This is a genomic window from uncultured Mailhella sp. (assembly GCF_944324615.1).
Classification (GTDB): Bacteria; Desulfobacterota; Desulfovibrionia; order Desulfovibrionales; family Desulfovibrionaceae; genus Mailhella.
On record NZ_CALUWY010000001.1, the window covers coordinates 118,162 to 143,936 of the forward strand.

Genomic DNA, 25,775 nt, shown 5'->3' on the forward strand with positions numbered 1-25,775 from the left:
GGGTGCGGATGTTCCGGGGCATGTCACTACGGCCCGCCCGCCTTCCCCGGAGGGGGGGAAGGCGGCGGCAGGTCGGAATCTTCCCGGCATACAGCCGGGGCTGATGTCAGGATTCCAGCATGGCTTTCACGGCCTTGACCAGAAATGCGGTATCCGTGCCCACGGCCGCACCCTGATAGCCTCTGGCGAAGCAGTCCCGGGCCTCGGCCATGGTGTTGGCGTAAATGAAGGCCAGCTTGCCGTGTTCACGGCAGGCGGCAAGAATTCTTTCCAGAGCGCCGCGAAATTCCGGCGTGGAGAACTGCGCAGGCGCGCCCAGCGCCACGGAAAGATCGTACGGACCCACAAAAATGCCGTCCACGCCCTCAAGGGCGGCTATTTCCTCGATATGTTCCAGCGCACCCGCCGTTTCGCACTGAGGCATGAGCAGGGCGCGACGGTTCACGGTCTCAAAATAGCCGGACAGATTCTTCAGTTCCGGCGAAAAACCGTATTTGGCGCTGCGGGAAAAGGCGAAGCCCCGTTCGCCCATGGGGAAGTACTTGGCATAGCGCACCAGGTCGCGCACTTCCTCCACCGAACGCACATCGGGAATGATGATGCCCCGCGCACCCAGATCCAGGGCATGGAGCACCGCCGCGCGGGAGCTGTCGCGCACGCGCACGAAGGGTTCCGCGCCGTGCAGCTGCAGGGCGCGTATCATTTCCCCTGCGCTTTCTTCGGAAAAGGGGCCGTGCTCCGTGTCGATGATCACATAGTCAAGGCCGGAAAGGCCGAGACATTCCGCCACGATGGCACCGCCGAGATGGCAGAAGGTGCCGACCACGCCCTGCCCGGCGTTCAGCTTCTCATCAAAGGCGCTCATTACTTTCCCCTCTTTTCCAGCACTTCACGCATGAGCGAGACGGCCAGCCTGAGGTTGTCCATGGAATTGGCGTAGGACACGCGCACGAAATCCCTGCCCATGGGGCCGAACACATGGCCGGGCGTCATGGAAACACCGGCCTCGTCGATCATGACGCGGCAGAATTCATCGCCGCTCATGCCCGTTCCCGTGATGTTCACAAAGATATAGAACGCGCCGTCCGGGCGCAGGCAGGAACAGCCGGGCAGGCTGTTGAGCGCCTCCACCATGTAATCCCTGCGCTTCTCGTATTCCGCCACCATGGCGCGGGAAGGCGCATCGTCCTCCAGCAGCGCGGCAAGAGCCGCGTACTGGATGAACGTGCAGGGGCAGGAAAGATTGTAGAAATTGAGGCGCATCATGGGATCCATGAGGGAACGGTCGCAGAGCATGTAGCCTATGCGCCAGCCGGTCATGGCGAAGTACTTGGAAAAACCGTGCAGCACGATGAGCCGTTCCTTCAGTTCGGGCAGAGAGGCGGCGCTGCAGTACTTCTTCCCGCCGTAGACCATGTCGGCGTACACTTCGTCGGAAATCACCAGCAGGTTGTGACGGGCGGCGATGTCGGCCACCACCTTGAGGGACTTCTCATTCAGCACGGAGCCGCAGGGATTGGAGGGCGAATTGAGCAGAATGGCCCTGGTGTTCGGCGTGATCAGCGCCTCCATGGCCCCGGCTTCTATCTGAAAATCGTTGGATTCCTTCAGCTCGTAGGAAACGGCCTTCGCGCCCGTGATGTTGGGCAGCGTGAAATAGCACAGATACCCGGGATCGGGCACCAGAATCTCGTCGCCGGGGTTGAGGTAGGCGTTCATGGCAAGGAAAACGCCCTGCTCCACACCCACCGTGATCATGACCTCGTCGGCCTCGTAGGAAGAACCGTACAGCCGGTTGTAGCGGCGGGCCACGGCCGCGCGCAGGTCGGCAATGCCCGTCACCGGGCCGTAATGCACCTTGCCCTCATCCAGCGCCTTCTTGCAGGCTTCCACGATGTGGGCGGGGGTATCGACGTCAGGCTCTCCTATTTCCAGATGAATGATGCGCTTGCCCGCGGCTTCAAGGCTGCCCGCATAGGCGATGATCTCGCGGATCTTGGAAAGAGGAGCGTGCTCCATTCTGTGTGCCTGGGGAATAAGAGACATATGCACTTCCTTATGATTCGGGCGGGACGAAAAAACGTTTTTCGTCCCGCCGTTGCAGAATTCTTCCGTAAGGATCAGAGGCTCAGCGCAGCGTCGTGCGCGTCGTGCACGGCATCGAAGATCTTGCCCGTCTTCGTGCAGTCGCCTGCGGCAAGGAAGGTCATTCCTTCCCGGGCAAGCTGCGCGCACAGCTCCTTATCGGGGTTGTAGCCCACGGCAAGCACCACGGAATCGAAGGCAGGCAGGACAAACTCGTTGCCGTAGCCGTCCTTCACCGTGACGACGCCGTCGGCGGACACGCCCGAAAGCGCATGGCCCGTAAGCGCCTTCACGCCGCCTTTCTTCAGTTCTTCCAGCAGGAAGAAACGGCCGTGCTTTTCCATGTCGGGGGCAAGGGCGTCCCTGAGTTCCACGATGGTCACGTCGCACCCCTTTTCCGTCAGGAACGCGGCGCATTCGCAGCCCACGAGTCCGCCGCCGAGCACCAGCACGCGAGAGCCGGCATCCGCGCCTTCAAGCACGGCTTCGGCATGCAGCAGACGGCCCTTCCCCTCCCGGGGAGCGTCCTTGAGGAAACCGGGGAAAATGGGGCTGCCGCCCGTGGCCACGAACACCATGTCGTATCCTCCGGCCTTCAGCATGTCCGCCGTGGCGTGCACACCTGTCTTCACGGTCACGCCGCAGGCGGAAAGGCTCAGCGCAAACCACTTTGCGGCATCGGCAATGAGCGACTTGCCCGGAGGCAGAGAGGCGGGAGTCAGCTTGCCCGAAAGCGCCTCATGCTGTTCGTAGAGCGTGACGTCGTGCCCGAGAGAGGCCGCCGTGCGGGCGAACTCCATGCCGGCAGGGCCGCTGCCCACCACCGCCACCTTCTTCCTTGCGGCGGCGACAGGTTCCGGGAAGCCTTCCCTGCCCACTTCGGGGTTGAGGGCGCAGCTCATGAGAGGCTGCTTGCAGCAGCCTTCGCAGCAGTAGATGCAGGGGCGCACGGTTTCATCCCTGCCGTCCATCAGCTTGCGGGGCAGGTCGGGATCGGCGATGAGCGCGCGGCCCATGCACACCATGTCCACACCGCCGGGGGCAAGGAGCGCTTCCGCCACCTCGCGCCTGCCTATGCGGGCCGCCACGGCCAGACGCATGTCCGGGCCCACGGCCTCACGCACGGCGCGCGCCCTTTCACCGTTGAACCCGGCGGGAAGCGCCGCCGGAGATTCGATGTACCAGGTATTGGTGCAGGTGCCGCTGCTGACGTTGAAAAGATCCACGCCCGCGGAGCAGACGGCCTTTGCAATGCGGCAGCCGAGATCCAGCGTGACGCCGCCGGGCAGAAATTCCTCTACGCTGCAGCGGAAGGACACGGGAAAATCAGGCCCCACGGCCTCGCGCACGGAGCGGATGACTTCCAGGGGGAAGCGCATGCGGCGTTCAAAATCCCCGCCGTAGGCGTCTTCCCGCCGGTTGGTGAGGGGCGAGAGAAACTGTCCGATGAGGTAGCCGTGCGCGCCGTGAATCTCCACGATGTCGAAGCCCGCCGCCACGGCCCTTTTCGCGGCTTCGCCCCAGGCCCTGACAAGCTCATGAATCTCTTCCTCGTCGAGCACGCGGGAATTGGATTCCGGCGTCATGCCCGGCACGAAGGAGACGAGCGGCACCGGTCCGCCCGAAACGGCGGGAACGGTATGCAGGCCGCCGTGATTGAGCTGCACGCCCGCCTTGCCGCCCGCCGCGTGTATGGCGGAAGTGAACCTTGCCAGTCCCCGGATGTAACGGTCGTCGTACAGGCTGAGCCCGGATTCGAAACAGATGCCCGACGGGTGGACGCAGGTCGCTTCAAGCATGTTCAGCCCCACGCCGCCGCGGGCGCGGGCGACATGGTAATTCATGAGCTGATCGCTCATTTCTCCACCGCTGGCGGCGAAGCGGGTCAGCATGGACGGAAAGATGATGCGGTTTTTGAATTCCGTCTTGTTGATGGTGACAGGCGAAAACAGCATGGATACCTCGGTCTGGAAAAGGCGCGTCTCACGGGGAGTTGCGCGGTGAAGGGAAGAAGGGGCCGCCCCGGCGGGCGGCCCCGGCGGATTAATCCATATCGAGCCCGAGGACCCTGGCCATGTTCCGGTACAGGATATTCGGAAGCACCTCTTCCCGGAACGGCATGTCGAGGAAGAGATCCACCGCCTGCTTGAGCGGGATATAGGGGTATCCGCTGCCGAAAAGGAATCTGTCCTTCAGAAAGCCGTTGGCGGCCACGACGTAATCCTGCACGCCGGGCATGTTGTACATGTACATGTCGGGCGCAAGATACATGTTGGAATGGCACATGCAGCTGAACAGCACCTGAGGAATCCAGGGATAGGAGCCGTGCATGTTCACGATGGTGAGGTGCGGGAAGTCGCGGCACACCCTGTCGATGTGTTCAGGGTTGCTGAAGGAAAGATCCGGGCCGTTGCCGCCCCCGCCCATGAGGAACATGGGAATGCCGTGTTCCATGCAATACTGATAGATGGGATACAGGCGCGCATCGTCCACATACATGGGAATGTCGCCGCAGCCGGGTTCCATGCCGGCGGCATGAAGATTGCCGTTGACCACGGTGCGCTCTATTTCCGCCAGAGCGGCGGCGGGATTGCTGCCGTCCACACCGGCCACGCCGACAAAGCGGCCGGGCTGTTCCGTCACGATGGCCATGAGGTCGTCGTTGGAGACGTGCCCCATGTCGGGGCTCTGGCGGCCGGTCATCACGCCCAGCGTCACGCCCGCCTCATCCATTTCCTGATAAAGCAGGGCGGCATCGCGCTGTTCGGCGGCGGGCGAGAGCTTCATGAGAAAGTTGTCGCTCCAGGCCTGGGTTTTCTTCGGATCGCGATAAAGATTGCAGCGAAGATAGTCCTTAAGCGGAGGACGAAGGCGCGCGTCGATAATCTTCATAAAAAGCTCCTGAATCATGGGCGGCCGGAAGGGCCGCGTTTGCGTTGCAAGAAAAACGTTCTCCGGAAAATGCGGATCAGACGGCCCGGCCGGCTTCCGCGCCCTGACGTATGGCCTTCACATAGTCGCTGGGAGCGTCGGCGTCGCCCACGATGAGCACCGGCACGCCGAGCTCTTCCAGCGCGGCGGCAAGGCTCCGGTTCGGGCGGGCACCCACGGCCATGACCACGGTATCGATGTCTTCAAGGCGCTGTTCCGAGCCGTCGCGCACGAACGATACGGAATGATCGCCGATGGCGGTCACGCGACTGCCGGTAAGACAGTGCATGTCCAGAGAATTGTCGAAAATACGCAGAAGGCAGATGCGGGAATCCTGGGGCAGATCTATGCCTATGCCATCGCGCATTTCCAGAATATAGATCTCGCGCTGCTGCTGTTCCAGAAGAAGATGCGCGGTTTCCGCACCCACGGAGCCGCCGCCGATGACGGCCACACGGCGCCCCACCTTCGCCCTGCCTTCGAGCACCTCATCCACGGGCACCACGAAATCCCGGTCCACGCCCTCCACAGGAAGCACGAAGGGCACGCTGCCCGTGGCGAGCACCACGGCGTCGGGCTTCCAGGCCTTCACGTCCTCCACGGTTACCGTATGGGCGAGACGTACTTCCACGGGAAGCTTGCGGACTTCCCTTTCCAGATAGTCGCAGGCCTCTCCGTAACGGTCCTTGTGCGGAGGAACGGCGGCCAGGCGCAGACGCCCGCCGAGCACGTCCCGCTCGTCCCACAGCGAAACCACATGTCCGCGGCGGCAGGCGTCGGCCGCCGCCTGCATACCCGCAGGGCCGCCGCCGATGACCATGACGCGGCGCGGCGTTTCCGCCGCCTTCAGGGCAAAATGTTCGTCCTGCTCGCGCCCGGTCATGACGTTGAGCGCGCACTTCACGCTGCGGTCGCCGGAGGAACGGTCGTGGCAGCCCTTGTTGCAGGCGATGCACCAGATGATGTCGTCCACCCGGTTCTCGCGCAGCTTGTCGGGGTAGTCCGGGTCGGCAATGAGCGTGCGGCCGATGCACACCACGTCGGCCTTGCCCTTCTCCAGCACCGAAAGCTGTATTTCCGGTCTGTCCAGCTGGCCTGCGGCGAAAACGGGAATATGTACCGCGTCGCGGATGTTTTCCGCAAGGTAAAGATTGACGCCGTGCCGGTGATACATGTTGGAAACCGTGCGCACGAAGGGGAACATGCCCGCAGAAACACTCAGGGCCGCCACGCCGAGCTTTTCCAGATAGCGGGCGATCTCCACGGCAAGGGCCATGTCGATGCCGCCTTCGCGCAACTCGTCGCCCACGATGCGGCAGGTGATGGGGTAGTCTTCTCCCACAAGCTCGCGGCAGCGATGGATGATTTCCGTCACGAAACGCATGCGCCCGAGGAAGGAGCCGCCGTATTCATCCGTGCGCCTGTTGGTGAGAGGCGACATGAAGGCGCTTATGAGATAGCCGTGGGCGCAGTGCAGTTCGCACATGTCGAAGCCGGCTTCCTTCGCGCGGCGCACGCCCTGGGCGTAGCATTCCACCATCTCCCGCACTTCCCCGGTGCTCATGACATGAGGCTCGTCGTACTCCGCCTGGAATCCGGCCACGGCTTCGGGCGGGAAGGGCGAGGGAGCGATGGGCTGATAACCGGAGGTGCGCCTGTTGGTCTCGCGCCCTGAATGATGAATCTGGGCGGCGGCAAGACAGTCATGCCTGTGTATGGCCTCGGTGAGACGGCGAAGCCCCGCTATGCGCTCATCATTCTCAATGAAGAGCTGGCCGCCGAAATTGCCGTCGGGCCGGACGCAGACGGAGCCCACGATGATCATCGCCACGCCTCCGGCCGCGCGCCTTTCGATGAAGGCGACCTCCTTGTCCGTCACGCCGCCGTCTTCCGTCATATGAACGGACATAGGGGCCATGACGAAACGGTTCTTCAAAGTGAGCGGCCCTATGTCAACGGGCTGAAACAATGGCGAGACATTCATGGAATTACCCTCAAATAGTAGGAAAAAAGGAAAAAGGAAAACCGGAATACCCGTACATTCCGGCCCTTCATCATGACAGGACATTCCCGCCAGGATGAAGGACCGGGGGCCGAGGCCCCCGGGTGAATGCCTGTACAGCCTTTTTATCTTACTTCAGATAGCCCTTTTCACGGTAGTACTTTTCAGCACCGGGATGCAGGGGGAAGACATTGTTCTTCCAGCCGATGGCGGGATCGATGGACACCCAGGAAGGATTGGCGCGGGCGATGTCTTCCTTGCCTTCGATGATGGCCTTGGTCAGGTTGTAGGCGGATTCTTCGCTCAGGTTGTCGCGCACGAAGATGGCGTTGGTATCCCAGAAGGTGGTCACATTGGGACCGACCTTGCCCTTGTAGAATTCGGCGGGCAGGGTACCGACGTTGATGCCCATCTTGGCGGCAGCCTTTTCGGCGATTTCAGGATCAATGGACAGGAACTTCAGCGGAACGCTGCCGGACACGTCCACGATGAACCAGGCTTCACCGGGTCCGATCCACACGAACACGTCGATCTGGCCGTCCTTGACCATGTTGGCGATGTCGTCGAAGCCGTTGGTCACGATCTTGCCGCCGTTGGCGCGGATGTCGTCATAGGTGATGCCGTATTCCTTGAGCAGGTTGCGGAAGATCTTTTCCGTGGAGCCGCCGGTGGAACCCACGCCCACGTTGACGTTCTTCATGGTCTTGAGGTCGCGCAGATCCTTCACGGGAGAAGCTTCGGGAGAAACGATCTGGTAGTTGATGCGGTCCTGAAGATTGATGATGGTGGCGATACCCTTGGTGGTGGGAGTCTTGTAGGGTTCGGTGCCGTTCCTGAATGCCGTCAGGATGCTGTTTTCCGCAACGCCGAGATCGGCCGCACGGGAGGCCACACGCGGAGGATTGGTCGCGCCGCCGCCGGGCAGCATGGTGACGTCCGTGCCGGGGTTCATGGTGGTGTACACCTTGCCTATGGCGCCCATCCCGATGTACCAGGTGCCGCTGGGGTTGGCGGCGGAAACGATGCGGAGCGATTCCGAGGCCTGTGCGGCGAACGAGGTCGAGGCTACCAGTGCGGCGGCAAGCAGGACTTTCTTCAGCATGGAGTTCATAGCAGCTCTCCGTGATTAAAGGGTTTCTTCCTTCGTCTTGGAACGGAAGGATTTGCGACGGGGGAATTCAAACAGGGCCACCGCGGCGATGAGTCCGAGGCCCAGAAGGTCCGTGTAGAGGCCGGGATAGAGCAGCGTGAGACCGGCGAAGATCAGAAGCACACGCTCCCACGGCGCGGCTTCGGTGACGAAGTAACCCTGCATGCCGCCCGCAAGCGCCACCACGCCCACCACGGCGGTGATGACGGACTGCACCACGGTGAAGGTATCGCCGATGAGCAGAAGCGAGGGCTGGAACACGAACATGAAGGGGATGATGTAGGCCACGATGCCGAGGCGGAAGGCCTTCCAGCCCGTGACCATGGCGTTCGCCTTTGCTATGGATGCCCCTGCGTATGCCGAGAGACATACCGGCGGCGTGATTTCCGAAAGAATGGCGTAGTAGAGCACGAAGAGGTGGGCGGCCAGGGTGGGGATGCCGAGCTTCATGAGCGCGGGAGCGCCCAGCGTGGCCACGATGATGTAGGCCGGGGTGGCGGGAACGCCCATGCCGAGCACGAAGCAGGTGAACATGAGCAGCACGAGCAGCAGAAGAATGTTGAAGCTGCCGAGGTCGGTGATGAGGCTGATGAACTTGTAGCCGATGCCCGTGATGGAAACCATGGCCACAATGATGCCTGCGCAGGCGCTGCAGGTGGAGATCATGAGCGCATTGCGAGAAGAGCCTTCCAGCGTATCGAGAAGCTTGCGCACGCTGAAGCGCGTGGAGGAGCTGAAGCTCGACACGATGAGCACCGAAAGCGTGCCCAGATAGGCCGAGGAAATGACGCTGCGGCCGGAAACCAGGAAGTAGATGAGAATGAGGATGGGCAGGATGTGATACAGGCGGCGGTACACGCTGCGGGCGTCGGGGATCTGATCCGCAGGCATGACGCCGATGTCCTTTCTGACGGCCTCGAAGTGAATCATCATCAGAAGGGAGAAGTAGTACAGGATGGAGGGCAGAAGCGCGGCCGTGGCCACGGCCATGTAGCCTGCGCCCGTCACGTCGGCCATGACGAAGGCCGTCGCGCCCATGACCGGGGGCATGAGCTGACCGCCCGTGGAGGAAACGGCTTCCACCGCGCCCGCGAAGGAGGGAGCGTAGCCCACACGCTTCATGAGCGGAATGGTGAAGGTGCCCGTGCTGTACACGTTGGCCACGGCAGAACCGGAAATGGAACCGAAGAGCGCGGAAGCGAAAATGGACACCTTGGCCGGGCCGCCCTTGGATCTGCGGGTGGCCACGCACGCAAGGTCGAGGAACACCTGCCCCAGTCCGGCGTTCTGGAGGAAGCAGCCGAACATGACGAAGGCAAAGATCATGGTGGACGACACGGCAAGGGGAATGCCGTACAGGCCTTCCGTCACAAGATAGAGCTGCTCGCAGAGCATCTTGTAGGAAACGCCGTCGTGCCGCAGGATGCCGGGCAGGTACTGGCCCCACATGCCGTAGGCCAGAAAGCAGCTGGACACCACGACGAGGGGCACGCCGGCCACGCGGCGGGTGGCTTCCAGCACCAGGAGCACGGCCACCGTGGAGGCTGCGGCCTCCATGTCGGTCACGGGATCGATGTAGCGGATGCGCTCAAGATAATAGTCGATGTCGGAAACCAGAAAATACGCCGACCAGAACGCCCCGCAGATGAGCACCAGGTCCAGCAGCAGCCACAGGGGATTCTCCTTCTGCCCCTCCGCCACCTTCTTCGGAGGGAAGTACATGAATACCAGCGTCAGCACCGTGCCAAGGTGAATGACACGAAGCATCTGGGAATCCATCACTCCGAAACCGGCGGTAAAATAAATCTGAAAAATGGCCAGCCCTATGGCCAGAACCGTGGCGACGGGTTTCAATGTTTCTCGTGAGATCATACGTTCCTCATCAAGCCCGGCCTTTCCGCATGGACCCCGGGCGGTACGATTTTACTCACCACACTGCGGGGCAGGGGGAGCAGCTCAACCGGGCCGCACGCCTTTTTCTCATGACCTCATCGAAAACGACGTACTGAAAACCCGTTTACGTTTTTGCAAAAATCATGCCAAAATGTACTTTTAAGCACATTGTCTCTAACAGGCTGATATTCCGATATCCTGCCTCCTTTTCCGCTTCTCCTGCGGCTCCTGATATGCACGCTAATCAAACATGTCCGATACAACATGTTTGATTTTCATACACTAAAAAATTTTCCCATTTTTTACAAAAATACCGATAAGTTCAACTCCATTTTCTCCGCCGTTTCCGCAAATTGCCGGACATCGGAAAAAATTTCTTCTCGAAAAGATGTGCAAACCTGCTCCCATTCCGTCTCAAAACAAAACATTTCAGGAAAAATCCCGGCAAATATGTATTGATATCATACATCTCTTCCGGTATTCTGCCAGAATATCAGGGAAATTCCCCGCCTTCCCCCAGCGTTTTCCCCTCCCTCATCCGCCGGGATTTTTCCGGCGATCATTCCCGGGTGCCTGCCGTGAACAAAACCTTTCCTCCCTCCATGGTTGACAAAAACAGCATAAAAAAGCAGTGGGAAGCCTTTCAGCAGGGAAAGGACGTCGACTTTTCCGTCATCAGCAAGGGGCTGTACAATTCCTGGGTGCGCTCCCGGGACTATCATGTGGACCCCTACCACAAGAAAAGGGAATTCGTTCCTCCGCAGCAGCTGCAGGAACTGCTTGAAAACAATCGTGAATTCATCAACAGCGCATCCACTATCATGAGCAGGCTGTTCAAGTCCATCGACATGTTGAACGGTACCATCACCCTCGCGGACAAGAACGGCGTGGTCCTGTATTCCTGCTATCAGAACCGCCACGACATCGCTCCTTCCCATGTGGTGGGCGACATTCTTTCCGAACAGGTCTGCGGTACCAACGGCATCGGCACCTGCCTTGCCGAAGGCTCCTCCGTGGAGCTTGTGGGAGCGGAACACTACAGTCTGGAGGAACACGCCTGGTACTGTTCCGCCGCGCCGGTGTACGACGACAGGGCCAACGTCATCGGGGTGTTCAACATCTCCATTCCCTGTGAGAGCCACCACTACTATCAGACGAGCGGACTGGTGGAGGCCGTGGCCCACGCCATTACGGAACAGATATTCCTGAGCGATCTTCTCAGCGAGCAGGTGGCCATCATGGACGCGCTGGATGAAGGCGTGGTGGTGCTGAACGCCGACGGCGTCATCAAATCCATCAACAGGAAGGCCTGTTCCCTGCTCAAGCTCACCAGCGCCCCGGAGGGACAGAACTTCCGCCGCATTTTCCATACGCAGGACAATCTGTTCTCGGAACTTGCCCAGAACACGCCCTTCCATCACAGGGAAGTCACCTTTCTGAACGGCATACGAAGCATTTCCTGTCTGCTTTCCTTTTCGCCCATTCCCGGCAGGGGAAGCGTGCTCACCCTTCAGGAGAACCGCCAGATACGGGAACTGGCCTCCCGCGCCATAGGCGCGAAGGCCGTGTATACCTTCGACCGTATTCTGGGGGAATCCAGGGCCATACAGCAGGCCATACGCATGGGGAAAAACGCCGCGCAGAGCGACATCACCACGCTCATTCTGGGAGATTCCGGCACGGGCAAGGAACTGTTCGCCCAGTCCATACACAACGCGAGCGCCCGCAGGCGCGGGCCCTTCATCGTGGTCAACTGCGGGGCCATTCCGCGCAACCTCGTGCAGTCGGAACTGTTCGGCTACAACGAAGGCGCCTTTACCGGCGCCGTGAAACAGGGAAAGCCGGGCAAGTTCGAACTGGCGGACGGCGGTACCATCTTTCTGGATGAAATCGGGGAAATGCCGCTGGAGGCGCAGGTCAGCCTGCTGCGCCTGCTGCAGAACGGCGAAGTCACCCGTGTGGGCGGCAAGAAGTCCACCTATGTGAACGTGCGGGTCATCGCCGCCACCAACCGGAACCTTCAGGATGCCGTGGCGCAGAATATTTTCCGCAAGGACCTGTATTACCGGCTCAACGCCTTCGTCATCCACATTCCCAACCTTACGGAACGCGAGGGCGACATTCGCCTTCTGGCGGAAGCCTTTCTGGAAAAATTCTCCGCGGGACTCAACAAGCGCCTCACCGGCTTCGACGACGATGTTCTCGCCGCCCTGAACCTGTACAGCTGGCCCGGCAACGTGCGGGAACTGGAAAACTGCACCGAACGGGCGGTGGCCGTGGCGGAACACGGGCGCATCACGCTGGCGGATCTGCCCTCGCACATCGCCGCCCTCGCCATGGACGGCTTTCCGGTACGCGGCAAGCTGCGCGACAGCGAAAGGGAAACCATACGGGCCACCCTGCAGGAAAACCAGTGGAACATCCGCCGCACGGCGGCCGTGCTGGGCGTGGCGAGAAGCACGCTGTACCTGAAAATAAAAAAGTTCCACATCACCCGCGATTAGCGCCGCCGGACGCGGAAAATGAATCAGAAGGAATGCCCGCAAAAAGCTCCTTTTCCCGGAGCACAAGCCTGCTGAACAGAAAAACAGCTTTCCAATCCGCCCACACGGCTGCACTCCAAAAACGTGCCCACGCACGGCATCCGCCTCTTCAGGCTCTCCACCTGCACAGACTTCCGCACTGGACACTGCCGGGCTCGAAAACCGGTCGCCTGCCCGCCGTGCAAAGCGTGCCTAGCCCCCTATGCCTCTTACAAAAAGCATCACTGTGGAGAAGACCAGCATACCCAGAAGAAAGATACGGAAAATTCTGGGATTGATGTGCTGTATGACGGGAATGCTGACAAGCACGCCGATGATGCAGCAGGGCACGGCCCACAGCGCTCCCTGCAGCATCTCAGGAGTATACAGCCCCTCCTTCCACTGAAGAATGACGAGAAAAACCATGGCAAGTGCGGAAAGGGTATTGAGCATGGAAAGTGTGACTTCCTTGCTCCAGCCGCGCAGCACGGCATACATGGCAAGCGCGGGTCCACCCATGCCGGTGGAACTCAGCATCATGCCCGCCAGTACGCTTGCGGGAACGATGCTCCACAGCGGTGCACGGAAAGAGCTGTGCAGACGCCCCGCCACCGCCTGCCAGGCAAGAAAAAACAAAAGTATCGTACCCGAGCATATGAGTATCACCTTGGCCGACGCCAGCTTCAGCAGGCCCATACCCACAGGCACACCCGCCATGCAGGCGATGAGAGACAGCAGAAATTCCAGCTTCGGCAGCTCCCTGTGGTAGAAAAAAGAGATACTCACCGTGATGCTCGTCCCCACAAGGCAGCTGAAAATGATGGCTTCCTTGGTTTCCATGATCATCGTCATGAGGGGCACTGCGAACAGGTTGGCTCCGAACGAGGTCACACCGTTCAGAAAGCCGGCCAGCATCCAGACGATATTTACGTACAGGAACGTGAACATACCCGCATAACCTCCCGCGTATCTGTGTTTTCTACGCTGTTTCCGCCCTTACTGTAAAGTCTGCGACATGTCTTCCCCTCTCCCGCAGAAGCGGTCCCGCGCCCTTTCCCCCTTCCGCGGGGCGGCCCCCTGCGAAACACACGCCCCTTTTCCGCCCGCCCGGACGGTACCGGAGGCGCGCTTCCGCCGCGCCGGGTGTCCCGGTGGCTTCCGCATGCCTTTCCGCCGGGGAAATGAGAACGTCATTGACAATTTTGTTTACGACATGCACCCGCCTTTCACCTGTGCACAAAGGCCGCACAGCACTCATATGCGGCCATGATCCGCAATTTTTTCAGCGAACGCATATTTTCCTTGCCATGTATTATTTTTCGATGCTATCAACAGAAATGTTTAAATAAGAGCATGGCCTTACCCGCATGAGTACGAACCCAGCCTTCCGGCTCTTCCTTCTGTTCGGACAACCCGGCGTTCCCGGGCTCCCATGCGCGTGCGAAAAACGCTCCCGACCGGAAGAACGGCCGCGGAACATGCTCGAAAAAGGAACGTTCCTGTACGGGGCAAGGAGTTTGCGACATGGAAGAGTTCTCCCATTTTATCAAGGTGCTGGACGGATATGTCTGGGGCCCTGTCATGATGGCCCTCATTCTCGGCACGGGCCTCTACCTCACCTTCGGCCTGAAGTTCCTTCCCTGGACGCGCCTCGGCGCAGGCTTCCGCCTCACCTGGAAGGGACGCGCCAAGAATACGGACGTACACGGAGAACTTTCCCCCTTCCAGGCGCTGATGACGGCCCTTGCCGCCACCGTGGGCGTGGGCAACATCGCGGGCGTGGCCACGGCCATCTTCACCGGCGGCCCGGGAGCGCTGTTCTGGATGTGGTGCACCGCCATGGTGGGCATGGCCACCAAGTACGCGGAAACCGTGCTTGCCCAGAAGTACCGCGAAGTGACCCCCGGCGGTCATGTGGTGGGCGGCCCCATGTACTACATTAAAAACGGTCTTGGCAAAAAATGGGCCTGGCTCGGCACGCTCTTCGCCCTCTTCGGCGGCATCTGCGGCTTCGGCATCGGCAACATGACGCAGTCCCATTCCATTGCGGACGCCCTGCACGCCTCCTTCGGCATATCGCCCGCCATTTCCGCCGCCGTCATGTTCGTGCTCATCGCCGTGGTGATACTCGGCGGCGTTTCGCGCATCGGCTCGGTATCGGGCAAGCTCGTGCCCTTCATGTCCCTCATCTACATCGTCTGCTCGCTCATCGTCATCATCATCCACATCGACAAGGTGCCCGGCGTCTTCGCCACCATTTTCCACGACGCCTTCACCGGCACGGCCGCGGCGGGCGGCTTTGCAGGTTCCACCGTCATGCTCGCCCTTCAGATGGGCGTGGCGCGCGGCATCTTCTCCAATGAGGCGGGCCTCGGCTCCGCGGCCATGGCCCACGCCACCGCCACCACCGACGACCATGTGGCCATGGGCTATGTGGGCATGCTCGGCCCGTTCATCGACACCATCATCATCTGCACCATGACGGGACTTGCCATTCTCTGTTCCGGTCTCTGGTCCGTGGAAGGCGCCCTTTCCGGCGCGCCCCTCACGGCGGCCGCCTTTGAATCCGCCCTGCCCGGCATAGGCTCCACCATGGTTTCCCTGTGCCTTGCCATGTTCGCCTTCTCCACCATCCTCGGCTGGTGCGTGTACTCCGAACGCTGCTGGATCTATCTTCTGGGCGACAGGGCGCTCAAGCCCTTCCGCGTCATCTTCGTGTGCGTGGTGCCCGTAGGCGCGCTCATGTCCCTCGACCTCGTATGGGATATCGCCGACGTGCTCAACGCCCTCATGGCCGTGCCCAACCTCATCGGTCTTCTGCTGCTCAGCCCCGTGGTCTTCAAGCTCTCCCACGAATACAACAAGTAAGCGCAGAACATGCGCTCCGGGCGGCCTCCTTCCGGGGGCCGCCTTTTTTCCGGCCCTCCTCCCGGAATCCGGGCATCTTGCCCTCCCTCTGCCGGAAGGATAATAGTCACCCCATCCCTTCCGGACCGGGCCTTTTCCCGGATACATCGCGGCGCACGCCGCAGGAGCGCGTCATGCCCCGTATTCTGCTCCATGTCTGCTGCGGCCCGTGTTCGCTCATGCCCGTCGTGCACCTGCGCGACGAAGGCTTCGAGCCTACGGCCTTTTTCTTCAACCCCAACATTCACCCTGCGGACGAATGGAAAAAGAGACGCGACGCCATGCGCGAGGTTTCGGAAAAGCTCGGCGTGCCCCTTCTGGAGGAAGGCGGGCCTGAAAATCCCGGGCTCTGGGTGCGCGCGCTGCACGGCGTCACCAGGGAGGGAGAACGCTGCGCGCTCTGCTACCGGCCGCGCATGGAACGCACCGCCGCCCTTGCTGCGGAACAAGGCTTCGACGCCTTCACCTCCAGCCTGCTCTATTCCCGCTATCAGCATCATGAAACGATCATCGCCGAAGCGCAGAGAGCAGCCGCTCTTGCCGGCGCACGCTTTCTCTACCGGGATTTCCGCCCCTGGTGGTGGGACGGCATCAATCTCTCAAAGGAACTCGGCATCTACCGGCAGAAATGGTGCGGCTGTATTCTGAGCATGAAGGAGGCGCTCCTGCAGCAGAAGGAGGCGGAAGAACGCAAGGCCGCCCTGAAGGCGGAAAAAGCCGCCCGCCTGGCGCAGGAGGCAGAAGAGCGCAGAAAAAGGCACGAAGCCTTTGCCGCAAAGAAGGCACGAAAGCTTGCCCGGAGAAAGGAAGGCTCCCCCGCATGAAAAAAGGCCCCGGTTCAGAAAACCGGGGCCTTTCTGCTTCAAGGGAAAGGTCGTGGACTATTCTCTGATATCGTCCGGACCGAGAACGCGGATACCCCGGGCAAGCAGGGCCTGCACCGCCTCTTCCGTGCGGTCGAAGCGGAAAATGATGGTGGCCCGGGTGGATTCCCTCTGCGTGTACGCATAGAGGTATTCCACATTGATGCCGTGCTCGGACAGTACGCCGAGCACATGCCCCAGCCCTCCGGGTCTGTCGGCCACATCCACGGCGACCACAGGGGTGGAACCCACGGTGAACCCGGCCTTTGAAAGCGCCTCGCGCGCCTTCTGCGTATCGTCGGCCATGAGGCGCAGCACGCCGAAATCCGTGGTATCCGAAAGAGACAGCGCGCGGATGTTGACGTGGGCTTCCTCAAGCACGCGCGTCACGTCGCCGAGCTGCCCCGACCTGTTCTCCACAAACACGGAAATCTGTTCAACGGTCATGGGAAATCCCGGCGGAGGCCTACGCCTTCTTGTCTTCGTCGGTCTTGCTCTTGTCCTTCGGGGTGATGTCGATTTCATCGGGCTCCGACGAGGCCTGACGGAAATTGCGGATGGCGCGGCCGAGGCCCGAACCGATTTCCGGCAGACGCTTCGCGCCGAATATCACCAGCACGAGCACAAGGATAACGAGAAGTTCCTGCATTCCTATACCAAACATGGCAAACCTCCGGGGTCTTTCTCTCCAAGTTCGTTTATACCCTATACGGGAGGGACAGGGCAAAGGTCAAGCATTACACCTCGTACAGGACTCCTCCGGCCCTTTTTTCAGGATTGCCTGAAATCGCGTCCGGCCTTATAGTGGAAAAAGGAGCGACAACCATATGGAAACACTTCTTCTCTCCCTGCCTTATCTTCACGCCGCACTTTCTCCGGACGAAACAGCGTGCCGCACGCTCTGGCCCGGTCTGCCCGGCAGGCCGGAAAACGCCTGGGAACCGGCCATGCCCTGGTCCGCCCCCATGGCCGCCGCCTGCCTTGCCGACTATGAACGCGCCTGCCGCGACGGCGCAAGCGGTTCCCCCGTGCTCACCCTGGGCGCGGAAGCCGCTCCGGCCGACCTTTCCCCTGCCGAACGCCGCGCCCTGCGCGAAATGACCGGGCTGCCCCCTGAAAAGGAAGAGGCGCCCCTGCGCCTTACCGCGCAGCAGGTGCTCATTCTTCTCTGGCTTCAGGAAAAGCAGGCCATGGACATGGCCGCGCTGGAACAGAAGATAGGCGCCTCGCGCGAATCGCTGGCAAGCCTCATTTCCGGTCGCGCAAAAAAGACGGAACGCTCCGCCCTGCCTCAGGAGCAGGACCTGCCCGACTGGAGAAAGGCCCTTTTCGCGGCCCTTGCCTTTGTGCAGGACTTTCCCGCCTCCACCACCCTGCTCATCACAGGTTCCGCCATGGCAGAGGCCCTTGCAGAGCTGGGAGAACCCGCAGCGGACGCTCCTTCCGGGAAAAAGGCCCGGAACGTCAGCGTGTCTGCGCTGGCAGAGTGCTGCGGCCGCAACGAGTACGCCCGGTTGAAACGCGAACTTGACCCCGGCCAGTGGAACCGTACCCTCACCCTTTTTCTGCCGGAAGAACACCGATAGCCATGTCACATCTCAGCGCCCCCGATCTTGCGGGCTGGATCTCCGGACAGTGCGGAGGCAGGCCCCTCGGCATCATTTTCGACTGCGACGGCGTCGTCATCGACTCGCGCGAAGCCAACATCACCTATTACAACTACCTGCGCGCCCATCTCGGCCTGCCGGAGCTCACGCGGGAGCAGGAAGACTTCGTGCAGGCCGCCACCGTGCATCAGGCCATGGACGCCATCTTCCCGAGGCCTCTTCAGCCCCTTCTGCGCGACGCGGCAAAGCGCATTTCCTATGTGCGCGACATCATGCCCCACATCACCTGCTACCCGGGCCTGCACGACGTGCTGAACTTCTGCCGTGACGCGCACATGCACCTTGCCATGAACACCAACCGCACCGACGGCATGGACATGCTCCTGGACAACTGCCGCCTGCACGGCTACTTCGACCCCATTGTTCTGGCAAGTCACGTCGCCCGGCCCAAACCCGCTCCCGACGGAGCGCTGCTCATTCTCAGAACGTGGAATCTCCCTCCCCGCCGCCTGCTTTTTCTCGGCGACAGCGCTTCCGACAAGGGCGCTGCGGAAGGGGCGGACATTCCCTTCCTCTCCTTCCAGACCGAGGGCCTTGCCGAGGCGGCCGTGAAGGACTTTCCCACGCTTCTTCAGGCGCTGAAAACCCTTCGCGTATAACACTCCGCCGCTTTACAACCGAATCTTTATGGTTTAAACAACGGAAATTCAAACGGCAGGGCGCAACAGCCTGCCAGGAGGAACCTTGACCCCTGAAGATCTGGAATATTTCCGCAACCTTCTCAACCAGATGCTCGTCGAGGCACAGCGCAACGGCGACTCCACTCTGGAAGAAATGACGGACAGCCACTCATCGTATGCCGATCCTTCCGACCGCGCCACCGCCGAGTCGGATCGCTCTTTCACTCTGCGCATCCGCGACCGCGAACGCAAGCTCATCACCAAGATACAGGACGCGCTCAAACGCATGGACGACGGTGAATACGGTATCTGCGAAGAGTGCGGCGAAGATATCAGTCTTGCCCGCCTCAAGGCACGCCCCGTCACCACGCTCTGCGTTTCCTGCAAGGCCCGGCAGGAGGAAGGCGAAAAGATACAGGGCAGCTGAGGCTCCCTCTGCGCACTTCCGCCATGGACGCTCATCTCTTCCGTCGTTTCTGCGAGGCGCTCATTCCCCGCATCATGGGTGCGCGCATGGAAAAAATCCATGCGCCCGGCCCCCATGTCACGGTATTCACCCTGTACGGAGGAGAAGGCCGCGAAGGCAAGCGCCACCTTGTCCTGAAGGCGGACCGCAAGTCGCCCCTCATGTTCGTTGCCGCGCATCGCGTACCCGTCAACGCGGAGCCTCCGGCCTTTGTCATGCGCCTGCGAAAGCATCTTTCCGGCAGGCGCGTGGCGCACGCCGTCTGCCACTGGCCGCAGCGGCAGCTTTTTCTCGGTCTTGCCGGAGAACCGGAACTCTGGCTCCGTCTCGACCTGCGCGAAGGCCCCTCCCTGCTTTTCGACGCCCCCTCCCCCTGCGAAGACATCCCCTGGCCCGATGCGGACGTGCTCACCCTGCCGCCTGAGCGGTGGAAGGAGCACATCGTGCTCACGCCGGCGCTGCGCCGCACCCTTGCCTGCCTCGACCCGCTGGACGCGGGCGCGCTGCTCATGGATCTTGAAGCGGGCGGAGGCGATGTCTTTCTTTATGAGGGCGGCGGACGCTGCGAGGTGTCGGCCTGGCCCCTCTGCCCGGAACAGCTTGCCGCCATGGGCGGTTCCTTGAAGGAACAGGTGCTGGAAGACCCGCTGGAGGCGCTCGCCCGCGCGGGAGAAACGCTGGTGTACGAAGACCTTGCCCGGCAGGCCAGAGAAAACGCGGCACGCCCCTTTTCCGCCGAGGCCTCCCGCCTCGGACGGCTTCTGGACAAGCTGGACGGAGAGGAGAAACGCCTGCTGGCCATGAGCGCAAAGCAGAAGGACGCCCTGCTGCTGCAAAGCTCGCTCTACCGTTTTTCCCCGGATGAAAAGGCCGAATCCGTCGTGCTGGACGGGCCGGAAGGCCCCGTGACGGTCCGCCTCGACAAGAAGCTCACCGTGCGTGAGAACATGGCCGCCCTGTTCCATCAGGCCGGACGCGGAAGACGCGGTCTGGAACACCTTGAAAGAAGGCGCGCGGAAGTCCGGGCGCAGAAGGAACAGGCCGAGGCCGCCATGCTGCGCAGCCTCGCCTCCGTAAGCGGCGCAGCCGCCGCCCCTGCAAGGGAAAAAGGCCGGGAGGACAGAAAAAACGCCGCCCTGCCCGGCGATCTGCCCCGGCAGGTGCAGGCCTTCCGCAGCAGCGACGGCTTTCTCATCCTCCGCGGAAGAGACACCAGGGGAAACGGCCTCGCCCTCAAGCTCGCCGCGCCCCATGATTACTGGATACACACGGCCGACGGGCCGAGCGCCCACGTCATCATCCGCCGCGACCATGCGGGGCAGCAGGTGCCGGAAAGAACGCTCCATGAGGCCGGTATTCTCGCGGCGCTCAAAAGCTGGCAGAAGGATCAGGAAAGCGCCGACATCCAGTATTCCCTGGCTAAATACATCCATCCCATGAAAAAGGCCGCTCCCGGCATGGTGCGCATCGACCGCAGTGAAGGCGCGTTCCGCGTCCGCATCGACGCGGAGCTTGAGGAGAGGCTGACCAAGAACTGAAAGGCCGCTCCCGGCCGGAGGATATGTCATGCACGACAATATGCAGCGCTTTGAGGCACGCGCCTTCCTTCTTCTCCTTGCGGCTTCCTCCGTGCTCTTCGGCTGGCTTCTTCAGCCCTTCTTCGACGTGCTGTTCTGGTCCGTGGTCATCGCCGTGCTCTTTTCCCCGGTGAACACGCGCCTGCGCGACAGCTACGGCATGAAGCCGAACCTTGCCTCGCTGCTTACCGTGCTCTTCTGCCTGGTCATCATCATTCTTCCCCTCGCATGGCTGCTCTATTCCTGCCTGGCGGAAGGGGTGGCCCTGTACGACCGGATCTCCTCGGGCAGCACCTCCCTCGTCAATGCGGTGGACCGCCTGCGCGAGCACTTCCCCGAAGCGCAGGCATGGCTTGCCCAGTACGGCTACACGCCGGAACAGATCAAGGCCGCACTGAGCAAGACGGCCCTTTCCATAGGCAGCCTCATTGCCAAGAACACCGTGGCTCTCGGCGGAAGCGCGGCACAGCTTGTCACCAACCTTGCGCTGGTGCTCTATATTTCCTTCTTCCTCGTGCGCGACGGCGGCCGCATACGCGAACTGCTCATCCGCGCCATGCCCTTCGGCAATCACAGGGAGGAACGCCTGTTCCGGAAGTTCGCGGAAGTCATGCGCGCCACGGTCAAGGGAAGCCTGCTCGTGGCCATGGCTCAGGGCGCGCTCGGCGGCATCATGTTCTGGATTCTCGACATCCGCGCCGCCGTGCTGTGGGGCGTGGTGATGACCATACTCTCCCTCATTCCCGTGGTGGGTTCCGCGATCATCTGGCTGCCCACGGCCCTGTACCTCATGGCGGTGGGCCATTACTGGCAGGGCGGACTGCTCATCGCCTACGGCGCGTGCGTCATCGGTCTTGCCGACAACATTCTCCGCCCCGTCCTTGTGGGACGCGACACGAAACTGCCCGACTTCCTCGTGCTGCTGTCCACCCTGGGCGGCTTCATGCTCTTCGGCATGGACGGCTTCGTCACCGGTCCCACGCTGGCCGTGCTCTTTGTCACCGTGTGGCAGATCTTCATGGAAGAATGCGAAAACGGCGTGTACGGCAGGTACCTTTCCGGCGCCGCAGACGGCCCGGCGGCAGATACACGGCAGAAGGAACCGGAAAAGAACGACTGAACGGCCCCGTCAGGCCTCTTCCAGCCACGAGACAAGGCCCTCTATGGCGGCCCGTGCGGCCTGCACGCGCACCTCGTCGCGGCTGCCGTCAAAATGGAAGAGCCGCGCGCGGCTCTCCCCCTTCAAGGCCCAGCCTATCCATACCGTACCCACGGGCTTTTCCGCGCTGCCGCCTCCCGGCCCGGCCACGCCGCTCGTGGACATGGCCGCATCCGCGCCCGTGGCCGCGCATGCGCCGAGAGCCATGGTGCGCACCACAGGTTCGCTTACCGCGCCGAAACGCGCAAGATCATCCCCGCTCACCTTCAGAAGGCCCGCCTTCACGCTGTTGGCATAGGAGATCACGCCGCCCAGATACCAGTCGGATGAACCGGGCACGGCCGTGAGCATGGCGCCCACCAGGCCGCCGGTGCAGGATTCCGCACTGGAGCAGACAAGACCGCGCTTCTGCAGCGCCTGTGCCAGAGATTGAACCAGAACATCATTTTCCGCGAACATACGTTTCCTTCTCCGCCCTCCGTCCGCCCGGCGGAATGAGGGCCGTTGACGATTCCGCCCGGCCTTTCCCGGGCCTTTCCGCACTTCAGGACCGGATGGCGCCTTCCGGCAGGGCCTGCATCGCTCCTGCAAAGGCCGCCCCTGCACGCGCCGCGCCCCACAGGCCTGCCTGCGGGTGCCTGTTCAGCCATACGGGAATCCCGGCAAGCAGCTCCTTCCGCCCTCCCCGCTCCCGCAGAAACTCGCGGGCGAAGGCCTCATGGCGCACCAGCGCAGGGCTTTTTTCCGCCACGCCACCGGTCAGCACCACGGCCTGCGGCAGAAGCGCAAGGGCGGCCATGCGGCAGAAACGGCCGTAGAAGCGCGCGTACAGCGCGCAGCAGTCGGAACCGGCAAAGCCCGGCTCCTTCGTGAACACGGAAGGCTCCTCCGCCCTGCCGCAGAGATATTCATAAAGCCGCGCAAGGCCGGGCCCGGAAAGCACATGCTCCGCCGTCACGGGCCCGCCGCCCACTTTCCGGGCAAGCCATGAGGCAAAGGCGCATTCCTCCTCCCCTTCAAAGGGAAAGGGCATGTGCCCGCCTTCGGAGGCAAGCACGCGCGTCTCCTCCCGGCCGGGCAGAAGCCAGGATGCGCCGAGACCGGTGCCCGCGCCGATCACCGCCACGGGGGCGCTGCTTCCCTCAAGCCCCGACAGGGCGGCCGCGTCAAAGCTCCTCCTTTCCGAAGGCACGCCGCGCCCGGGCAGAAGCGTTTCCGCCTCCCGCATGACGGGGGAGAGGCAGGCCCAGGCCTGCGCCTCGAAATCGTTCATCACAAGGCACTGTGCGCCGGGAAAACGCGCCAGGGCAGGAGCCTTCTCCACGCGGAAAGAAGCGTTGGTCATGACCACGGCCCCGTCCTTCACCGGCCCGGCGGCGGCAAAAATCAGCAGGGATACTTTTTTCAACTGCTCTGCATCTTCAGGCCAGCATGCAAAAATTTTCCCAAGCAGGGCATCGAAACTATGGCATACTGAAGAAAGAACAAGCCCTTCTTTTATTGATATCTCTCCGCCATTACAGGAAAACCTGAAAAAACGGCTTCTGGTGCCGCCTATATCCGCCGCAAGCATCTCCATGTCGAACCTCCCTGCATGGCCATGCAGATAGCACAGACACGCCAACATTGCCATGGCCGGGCAAACAAGATATCATTCTCATGGGAAAGGGGCTTTTCCACGCCCTGAAAAGGGACTATGCTCTTTTCTTCACCTATTACATACAAAAGCTTGCCATTTCGGCGCAGCGTGCCAAAATCCCGGGTTCGCCCTCCTTTTTCCTGACGGGCAGGATTTTCCCAAATCAGAGTTTTCCATGGAATATCATATTCGTCCAGATACGTCACACCCTGCCGGCGACATGAGCCGGGAATGGCTCCTTACCAACAGTCTGGGGGACTACGCCTCCGGCACCGTGCAGGGATGCAACACCCGCCGCTATCATGGACTGCTGGCCGTACAGACTCCTTCGGGGCGATATATGCTCCTCTCCTCCCTTGAGGACTCCGTCACGGTAAACGGCCGGATCATTCCGCTTTCCAGCCGCGTTCACCCCGGCGTGGTCTATCCCGAGGGCTGGCGTTTTCTCAAGGATGTCACCTGCGATCACGATCATGTAACCTTCGCCTTCCGTCTTTCCGGTGAAGGCGAAGAGGAAATCACCCTGCTGCGCACCCTCATTCTCGACAGAACCACCTCGCGCATCATCATCCGTTACGCTCTTGACGACACGCCCGCCGCCCGCGAACTGGGACCGGTGCACCTTGTCCTGCGTCCTCTGGTCTGCGGCAGGAACATCAATCACCTCGCCTCCGCCACCGACACCGCCTTTTCCATCCATACACTGGGCAGGGAATACGCCGATTACCCCGGCTTCACCTTCCAGACGGGAAAGGACGTTCCGTCCCTGTGCATTCAGATCTCCCACCCCGGCCTGCACCGCTCCGCCTTCACTTCCGCGCCCGACTGGTACTTCAAGGTGCTCTATCCCGTGGAAAAGGAACGCGGCTACGATTTTTCGGAAGATCTGTTCATGCCCGGCGAATTTTCCGCCACCCTTGAGGCGGGCTGCCCGCTCTGGCTCTCGGCAGGCACCGAGCCCCTTTCCCTTGCGCCGGAAACGCTGTGGGAGCATTACGCCGCCACCGCGCCCAGGGCCGTCTTCAAGGAAGCGATTCTGGAACATCTGCGCCGCGAATGCGACCGCTTCCTCACCACCGCCGGAGGCGAAGCCGTGGTGCCTGCTGGCTATCACTGGTTCGGCCCCTGGGGCCGCGACACGCTCATCGCCCTGCCCGGACTCACCTTCCTTTCCGGCAGGCTCAGGGAAGGCAAGGCCATCCTGCGCCAGATCAGCGGCACGGTGAAAAACGGCCTCGTGCCCAACCTCATCGGTGCGGGCAACGGCGAGGCGGCCTTCAATTCCGCCGACGCCTCCCTCTGGTACATGCTGGCCGTGCATCGCCTGGCCATCGCCTGCCCGAAGGAAATGCCCTTCATCAAAAGGACCTGCTGGCCCGTGATGAAGGAGATCGTCCGCCATTTCGCCGCAGGCACCATGCCGGATGAAGAGGGCAACATGCTCGTGTATGCCGATGAAGAAGGCCTGCTCCACACCGGCAGCGAAAAGACGCAGCTCACCTGGATGGACGCCTCCATCAACGGCAGCCCCGTCACGCCGCGCCACGGCTGCGCCGTGGAGCTGAACGCCCTGTGGTTCGACGCGCTCACCTTCGTCAGGGAACTGGCCGAAACCTTCGGGGAAAAGGCGCCTGAGGAAACGGCTCTTCTGCCCCGCCTGAAAAAGGCCTTCAACCGTGTGTTCCGTCCTTCGGAAGAAGATGCCGCGCTCATGGGCGGCGGATTGTACGACACCTGGCATCCCGTGGAAGGTCCGGGCCGGCACATCCGTCCCAACCAGATCTTCGCGGTGGCCGTTCCTGCCTCCCCCCTGCCGCAGAAAGTGCAGGGCGCCGTGGTGAAATGCGTGCGCGAGCACCTGCTCACGCCCTTCGGGCTGCGCACCCTCTCTCCCTCCGACCCCGACTATCAGCCCGTGTGCCGCGGACCGCAGGAAGTACGCGACAAGGCCTATCATCAGGGCACGGTATGGCCCTGGCCCGCGGGCGCGTACATGGACGCCGTGATAAAGACGGCCCGCACACCCGCTGCCGTGCGCAGCGCGCTCAGCACGCTCACGCCGCTTTTCACCTCCCATCTGCAGGAGGCGGGACTGGGAAGCATGTCGGAAATTTTCGACGGTGATGCGCCCCACACGCCGGGGGGCTGCATTGCGCAGGCATGGAGCTGCGCCGAAGCGCTCCGCCTGCTGCTGCTCGTCAAACAATACAACACGGGAGAATGGAAACGCTGGCTGGATTCTCTGGAGGAAGACGGCCGGGACATCCGTTAACAACATTTTTCATTATCCGATA

Annotated in this window: 21 protein-coding genes; 9 read left to right on the forward strand and 12 right to left on the reverse strand. The window is 61.7% G+C overall.

Features of this window, described 5'->3' with window-relative positions:
• Positions 1-106 precede the first annotated feature (106 nt).
• From Q0K07_RS00470 to Q0K07_RS00500, 7 genes are all read right to left on the reverse strand, one after another.
• Complete coding sequence (locus Q0K07_RS00470; RefSeq protein WP_294554931.1) at positions 107-865, reverse strand: aldolase/citrate lyase family protein; 759 nt, start codon at positions 863-865, stop codon at positions 107-109.
• On the reverse strand, positions 865-2,046 hold the full coding sequence (locus tag Q0K07_RS00475) for a pyridoxal phosphate-dependent aminotransferase (RefSeq protein ID WP_294554932.1): 1,182 nt from the start codon (positions 2,044-2,046) through the stop codon (positions 865-867). Before Q0K07_RS00475 ends, Q0K07_RS00470 begins: the two co-directional genes overlap by 1 nt.
• A gap of 74 nt (positions 2,047-2,120) precedes the next feature.
• On the reverse strand, positions 2,121-4,040 hold the full coding sequence (locus Q0K07_RS00480; RefSeq protein WP_294554933.1) for an FAD-dependent oxidoreductase: 1,920 nt from the start codon (positions 4,038-4,040) through the stop codon (positions 2,121-2,123).
• Between the two features lie 88 nt (positions 4,041-4,128).
• The gene (locus Q0K07_RS00485) at positions 4,129-4,977 is read right to left on the reverse strand and encodes an amidohydrolase family protein (RefSeq protein WP_294554934.1); all 849 of its coding nucleotides are present in this window, start codon (positions 4,975-4,977) and stop codon (positions 4,129-4,131) included.
• A gap of 76 nt (positions 4,978-5,053) precedes the next feature.
• Complete coding sequence (locus tag Q0K07_RS00490) at positions 5,054-7,000, reverse strand: FAD-dependent oxidoreductase (protein WP_294554935.1); 1,947 nt, start codon at positions 6,998-7,000, stop codon at positions 5,054-5,056.
• A gap of 148 nt (positions 7,001-7,148) precedes the next feature.
• Positions 7,149-8,129, reverse strand: coding sequence for a TAXI family TRAP transporter solute-binding subunit (locus Q0K07_RS00495; protein ID WP_294554936.1), 981 nt, complete (start codon positions 8,127-8,129; stop codon positions 7,149-7,151).
• Between the two features lie 15 nt (positions 8,130-8,144).
• A complete protein-coding gene (locus tag Q0K07_RS00500) occupies positions 8,145-10,040 on the reverse strand; it encodes a TRAP transporter permease (protein WP_294554937.1) in 1,896 nt (631 codons plus the stop codon).
• Between the two features lie 599 nt (positions 10,041-10,639).
• Between Q0K07_RS00500 and Q0K07_RS00505 the strand changes: the two genes are divergently transcribed.
• A complete protein-coding gene (locus tag Q0K07_RS00505; protein WP_294554938.1) occupies positions 10,640-12,565 on the forward strand; it encodes a sigma 54-interacting transcriptional regulator in 1,926 nt (641 codons plus the stop codon).
• Between the two features lie 231 nt (positions 12,566-12,796).
• On the opposite strand, the gene Q0K07_RS00510 is transcribed toward Q0K07_RS00505, so the two are convergent.
• On the reverse strand, positions 12,797-13,531 hold the full coding sequence (locus Q0K07_RS00510) for a sulfite exporter TauE/SafE family protein (protein WP_294554939.1): 735 nt from the start codon (positions 13,529-13,531) through the stop codon (positions 12,797-12,799).
• Between the two features lie 576 nt (positions 13,532-14,107).
• On the opposite strand from Q0K07_RS00510, the gene Q0K07_RS00515 reads away from it, so the two are divergent.
• Positions 14,108-15,451: a sodium:alanine symporter family protein gene (locus tag Q0K07_RS00515; RefSeq protein WP_294554941.1), complete on the forward strand. Its 1,344-nt coding sequence runs from the start codon at positions 14,108-14,110 to the stop codon at positions 15,449-15,451.
• A 173-nt stretch (positions 15,452-15,624) separates the two neighbouring features.
• A complete protein-coding gene (locus tag Q0K07_RS00520; protein ID WP_294554942.1) occupies positions 15,625-16,314 on the forward strand; it encodes an epoxyqueuosine reductase QueH in 690 nt (229 codons plus the stop codon).
• Between the two features lie 57 nt (positions 16,315-16,371).
• Here Q0K07_RS00520 and Q0K07_RS00525 read toward each other — a convergent pair whose 3' ends face one another.
• The gene (locus Q0K07_RS00525) at positions 16,372-16,800 is read right to left on the reverse strand and encodes an ACT domain-containing protein (protein WP_294554944.1); all 429 of its coding nucleotides are present in this window, start codon (positions 16,798-16,800) and stop codon (positions 16,372-16,374) included.
• A gap of 19 nt (positions 16,801-16,819) precedes the next feature.
• Entirely contained in the window at positions 16,820-17,017 is a 198-nt protein-coding gene (locus Q0K07_RS00530) for a twin-arginine translocase TatA/TatE family subunit (protein WP_294554946.1), read from the reverse strand.
• A gap of 163 nt (positions 17,018-17,180) precedes the next feature.
• Here Q0K07_RS00530 and Q0K07_RS00535 point away from each other — a divergent pair, with 163 nt between their 5' ends.
• The 5 genes from Q0K07_RS00535 to Q0K07_RS00555 all read left to right on the forward strand — a co-directional run bounded on the left by Q0K07_RS00535 (position 17,181) and on the right by Q0K07_RS00555 (position 21,803).
• Positions 17,181-17,939 carry a hypothetical protein gene (locus Q0K07_RS00535; protein WP_294554948.1) on the forward strand — a complete coding sequence of 253 codons (759 nt, stop codon included), beginning with the start codon at positions 17,181-17,183 and terminating at the stop codon, positions 17,937-17,939.
• A 2-nt stretch (positions 17,940-17,941) separates the two neighbouring features.
• The gene (locus Q0K07_RS00540; protein ID WP_294554950.1) at positions 17,942-18,619 is read left to right on the forward strand and encodes an HAD family hydrolase; all 678 of its coding nucleotides are present in this window, start codon (positions 17,942-17,944) and stop codon (positions 18,617-18,619) included.
• 85 nt (positions 18,620-18,704) lie between these two features.
• On the forward strand, positions 18,705-19,067 hold the full coding sequence (dksA, locus tag Q0K07_RS00545; RefSeq protein WP_077073906.1) for an RNA polymerase-binding protein DksA: 363 nt from the start codon (positions 18,705-18,707) through the stop codon (positions 19,065-19,067).
• A gap of 23 nt (positions 19,068-19,090) precedes the next feature.
• Entirely contained in the window at positions 19,091-20,644 is a 1,554-nt protein-coding gene (locus Q0K07_RS00550; protein ID WP_294554953.1) for an NFACT RNA binding domain-containing protein, read from the forward strand.
• A gap of 28 nt (positions 20,645-20,672) precedes the next feature.
• The gene (locus Q0K07_RS00555; protein ID WP_294554956.1) at positions 20,673-21,803 is read left to right on the forward strand and encodes an AI-2E family transporter; all 1,131 of its coding nucleotides are present in this window, start codon (positions 20,673-20,675) and stop codon (positions 21,801-21,803) included.
• 9 nt (positions 21,804-21,812) lie between these two features.
• Here Q0K07_RS00555 and Q0K07_RS00560 read toward each other — a convergent pair whose 3' ends face one another.
• Together Q0K07_RS00560 and Q0K07_RS00565 are read right to left on the reverse strand one after the other, a co-directional pair.
• A complete protein-coding gene (locus Q0K07_RS00560) occupies positions 21,813-22,301 on the reverse strand; it encodes a CinA family protein (protein WP_294554959.1) in 489 nt (162 codons plus the stop codon).
• Between the two features lie 85 nt (positions 22,302-22,386).
• The gene (locus tag Q0K07_RS00565) at positions 22,387-23,475 is read right to left on the reverse strand and encodes a glucokinase (RefSeq protein WP_367178857.1); all 1,089 of its coding nucleotides are present in this window, start codon (positions 23,473-23,475) and stop codon (positions 22,387-22,389) included.
• A gap of 181 nt (positions 23,476-23,656) precedes the next feature.
• Here Q0K07_RS00565 and Q0K07_RS00570 point away from each other — a divergent pair, with 181 nt between their 5' ends.
• A complete protein-coding gene (locus Q0K07_RS00570) occupies positions 23,657-25,753 on the forward strand; it encodes an amylo-alpha-1,6-glucosidase (protein ID WP_294554962.1) in 2,097 nt (698 codons plus the stop codon).
• Positions 25,754-25,775: the final 22 nt, after the last annotated feature.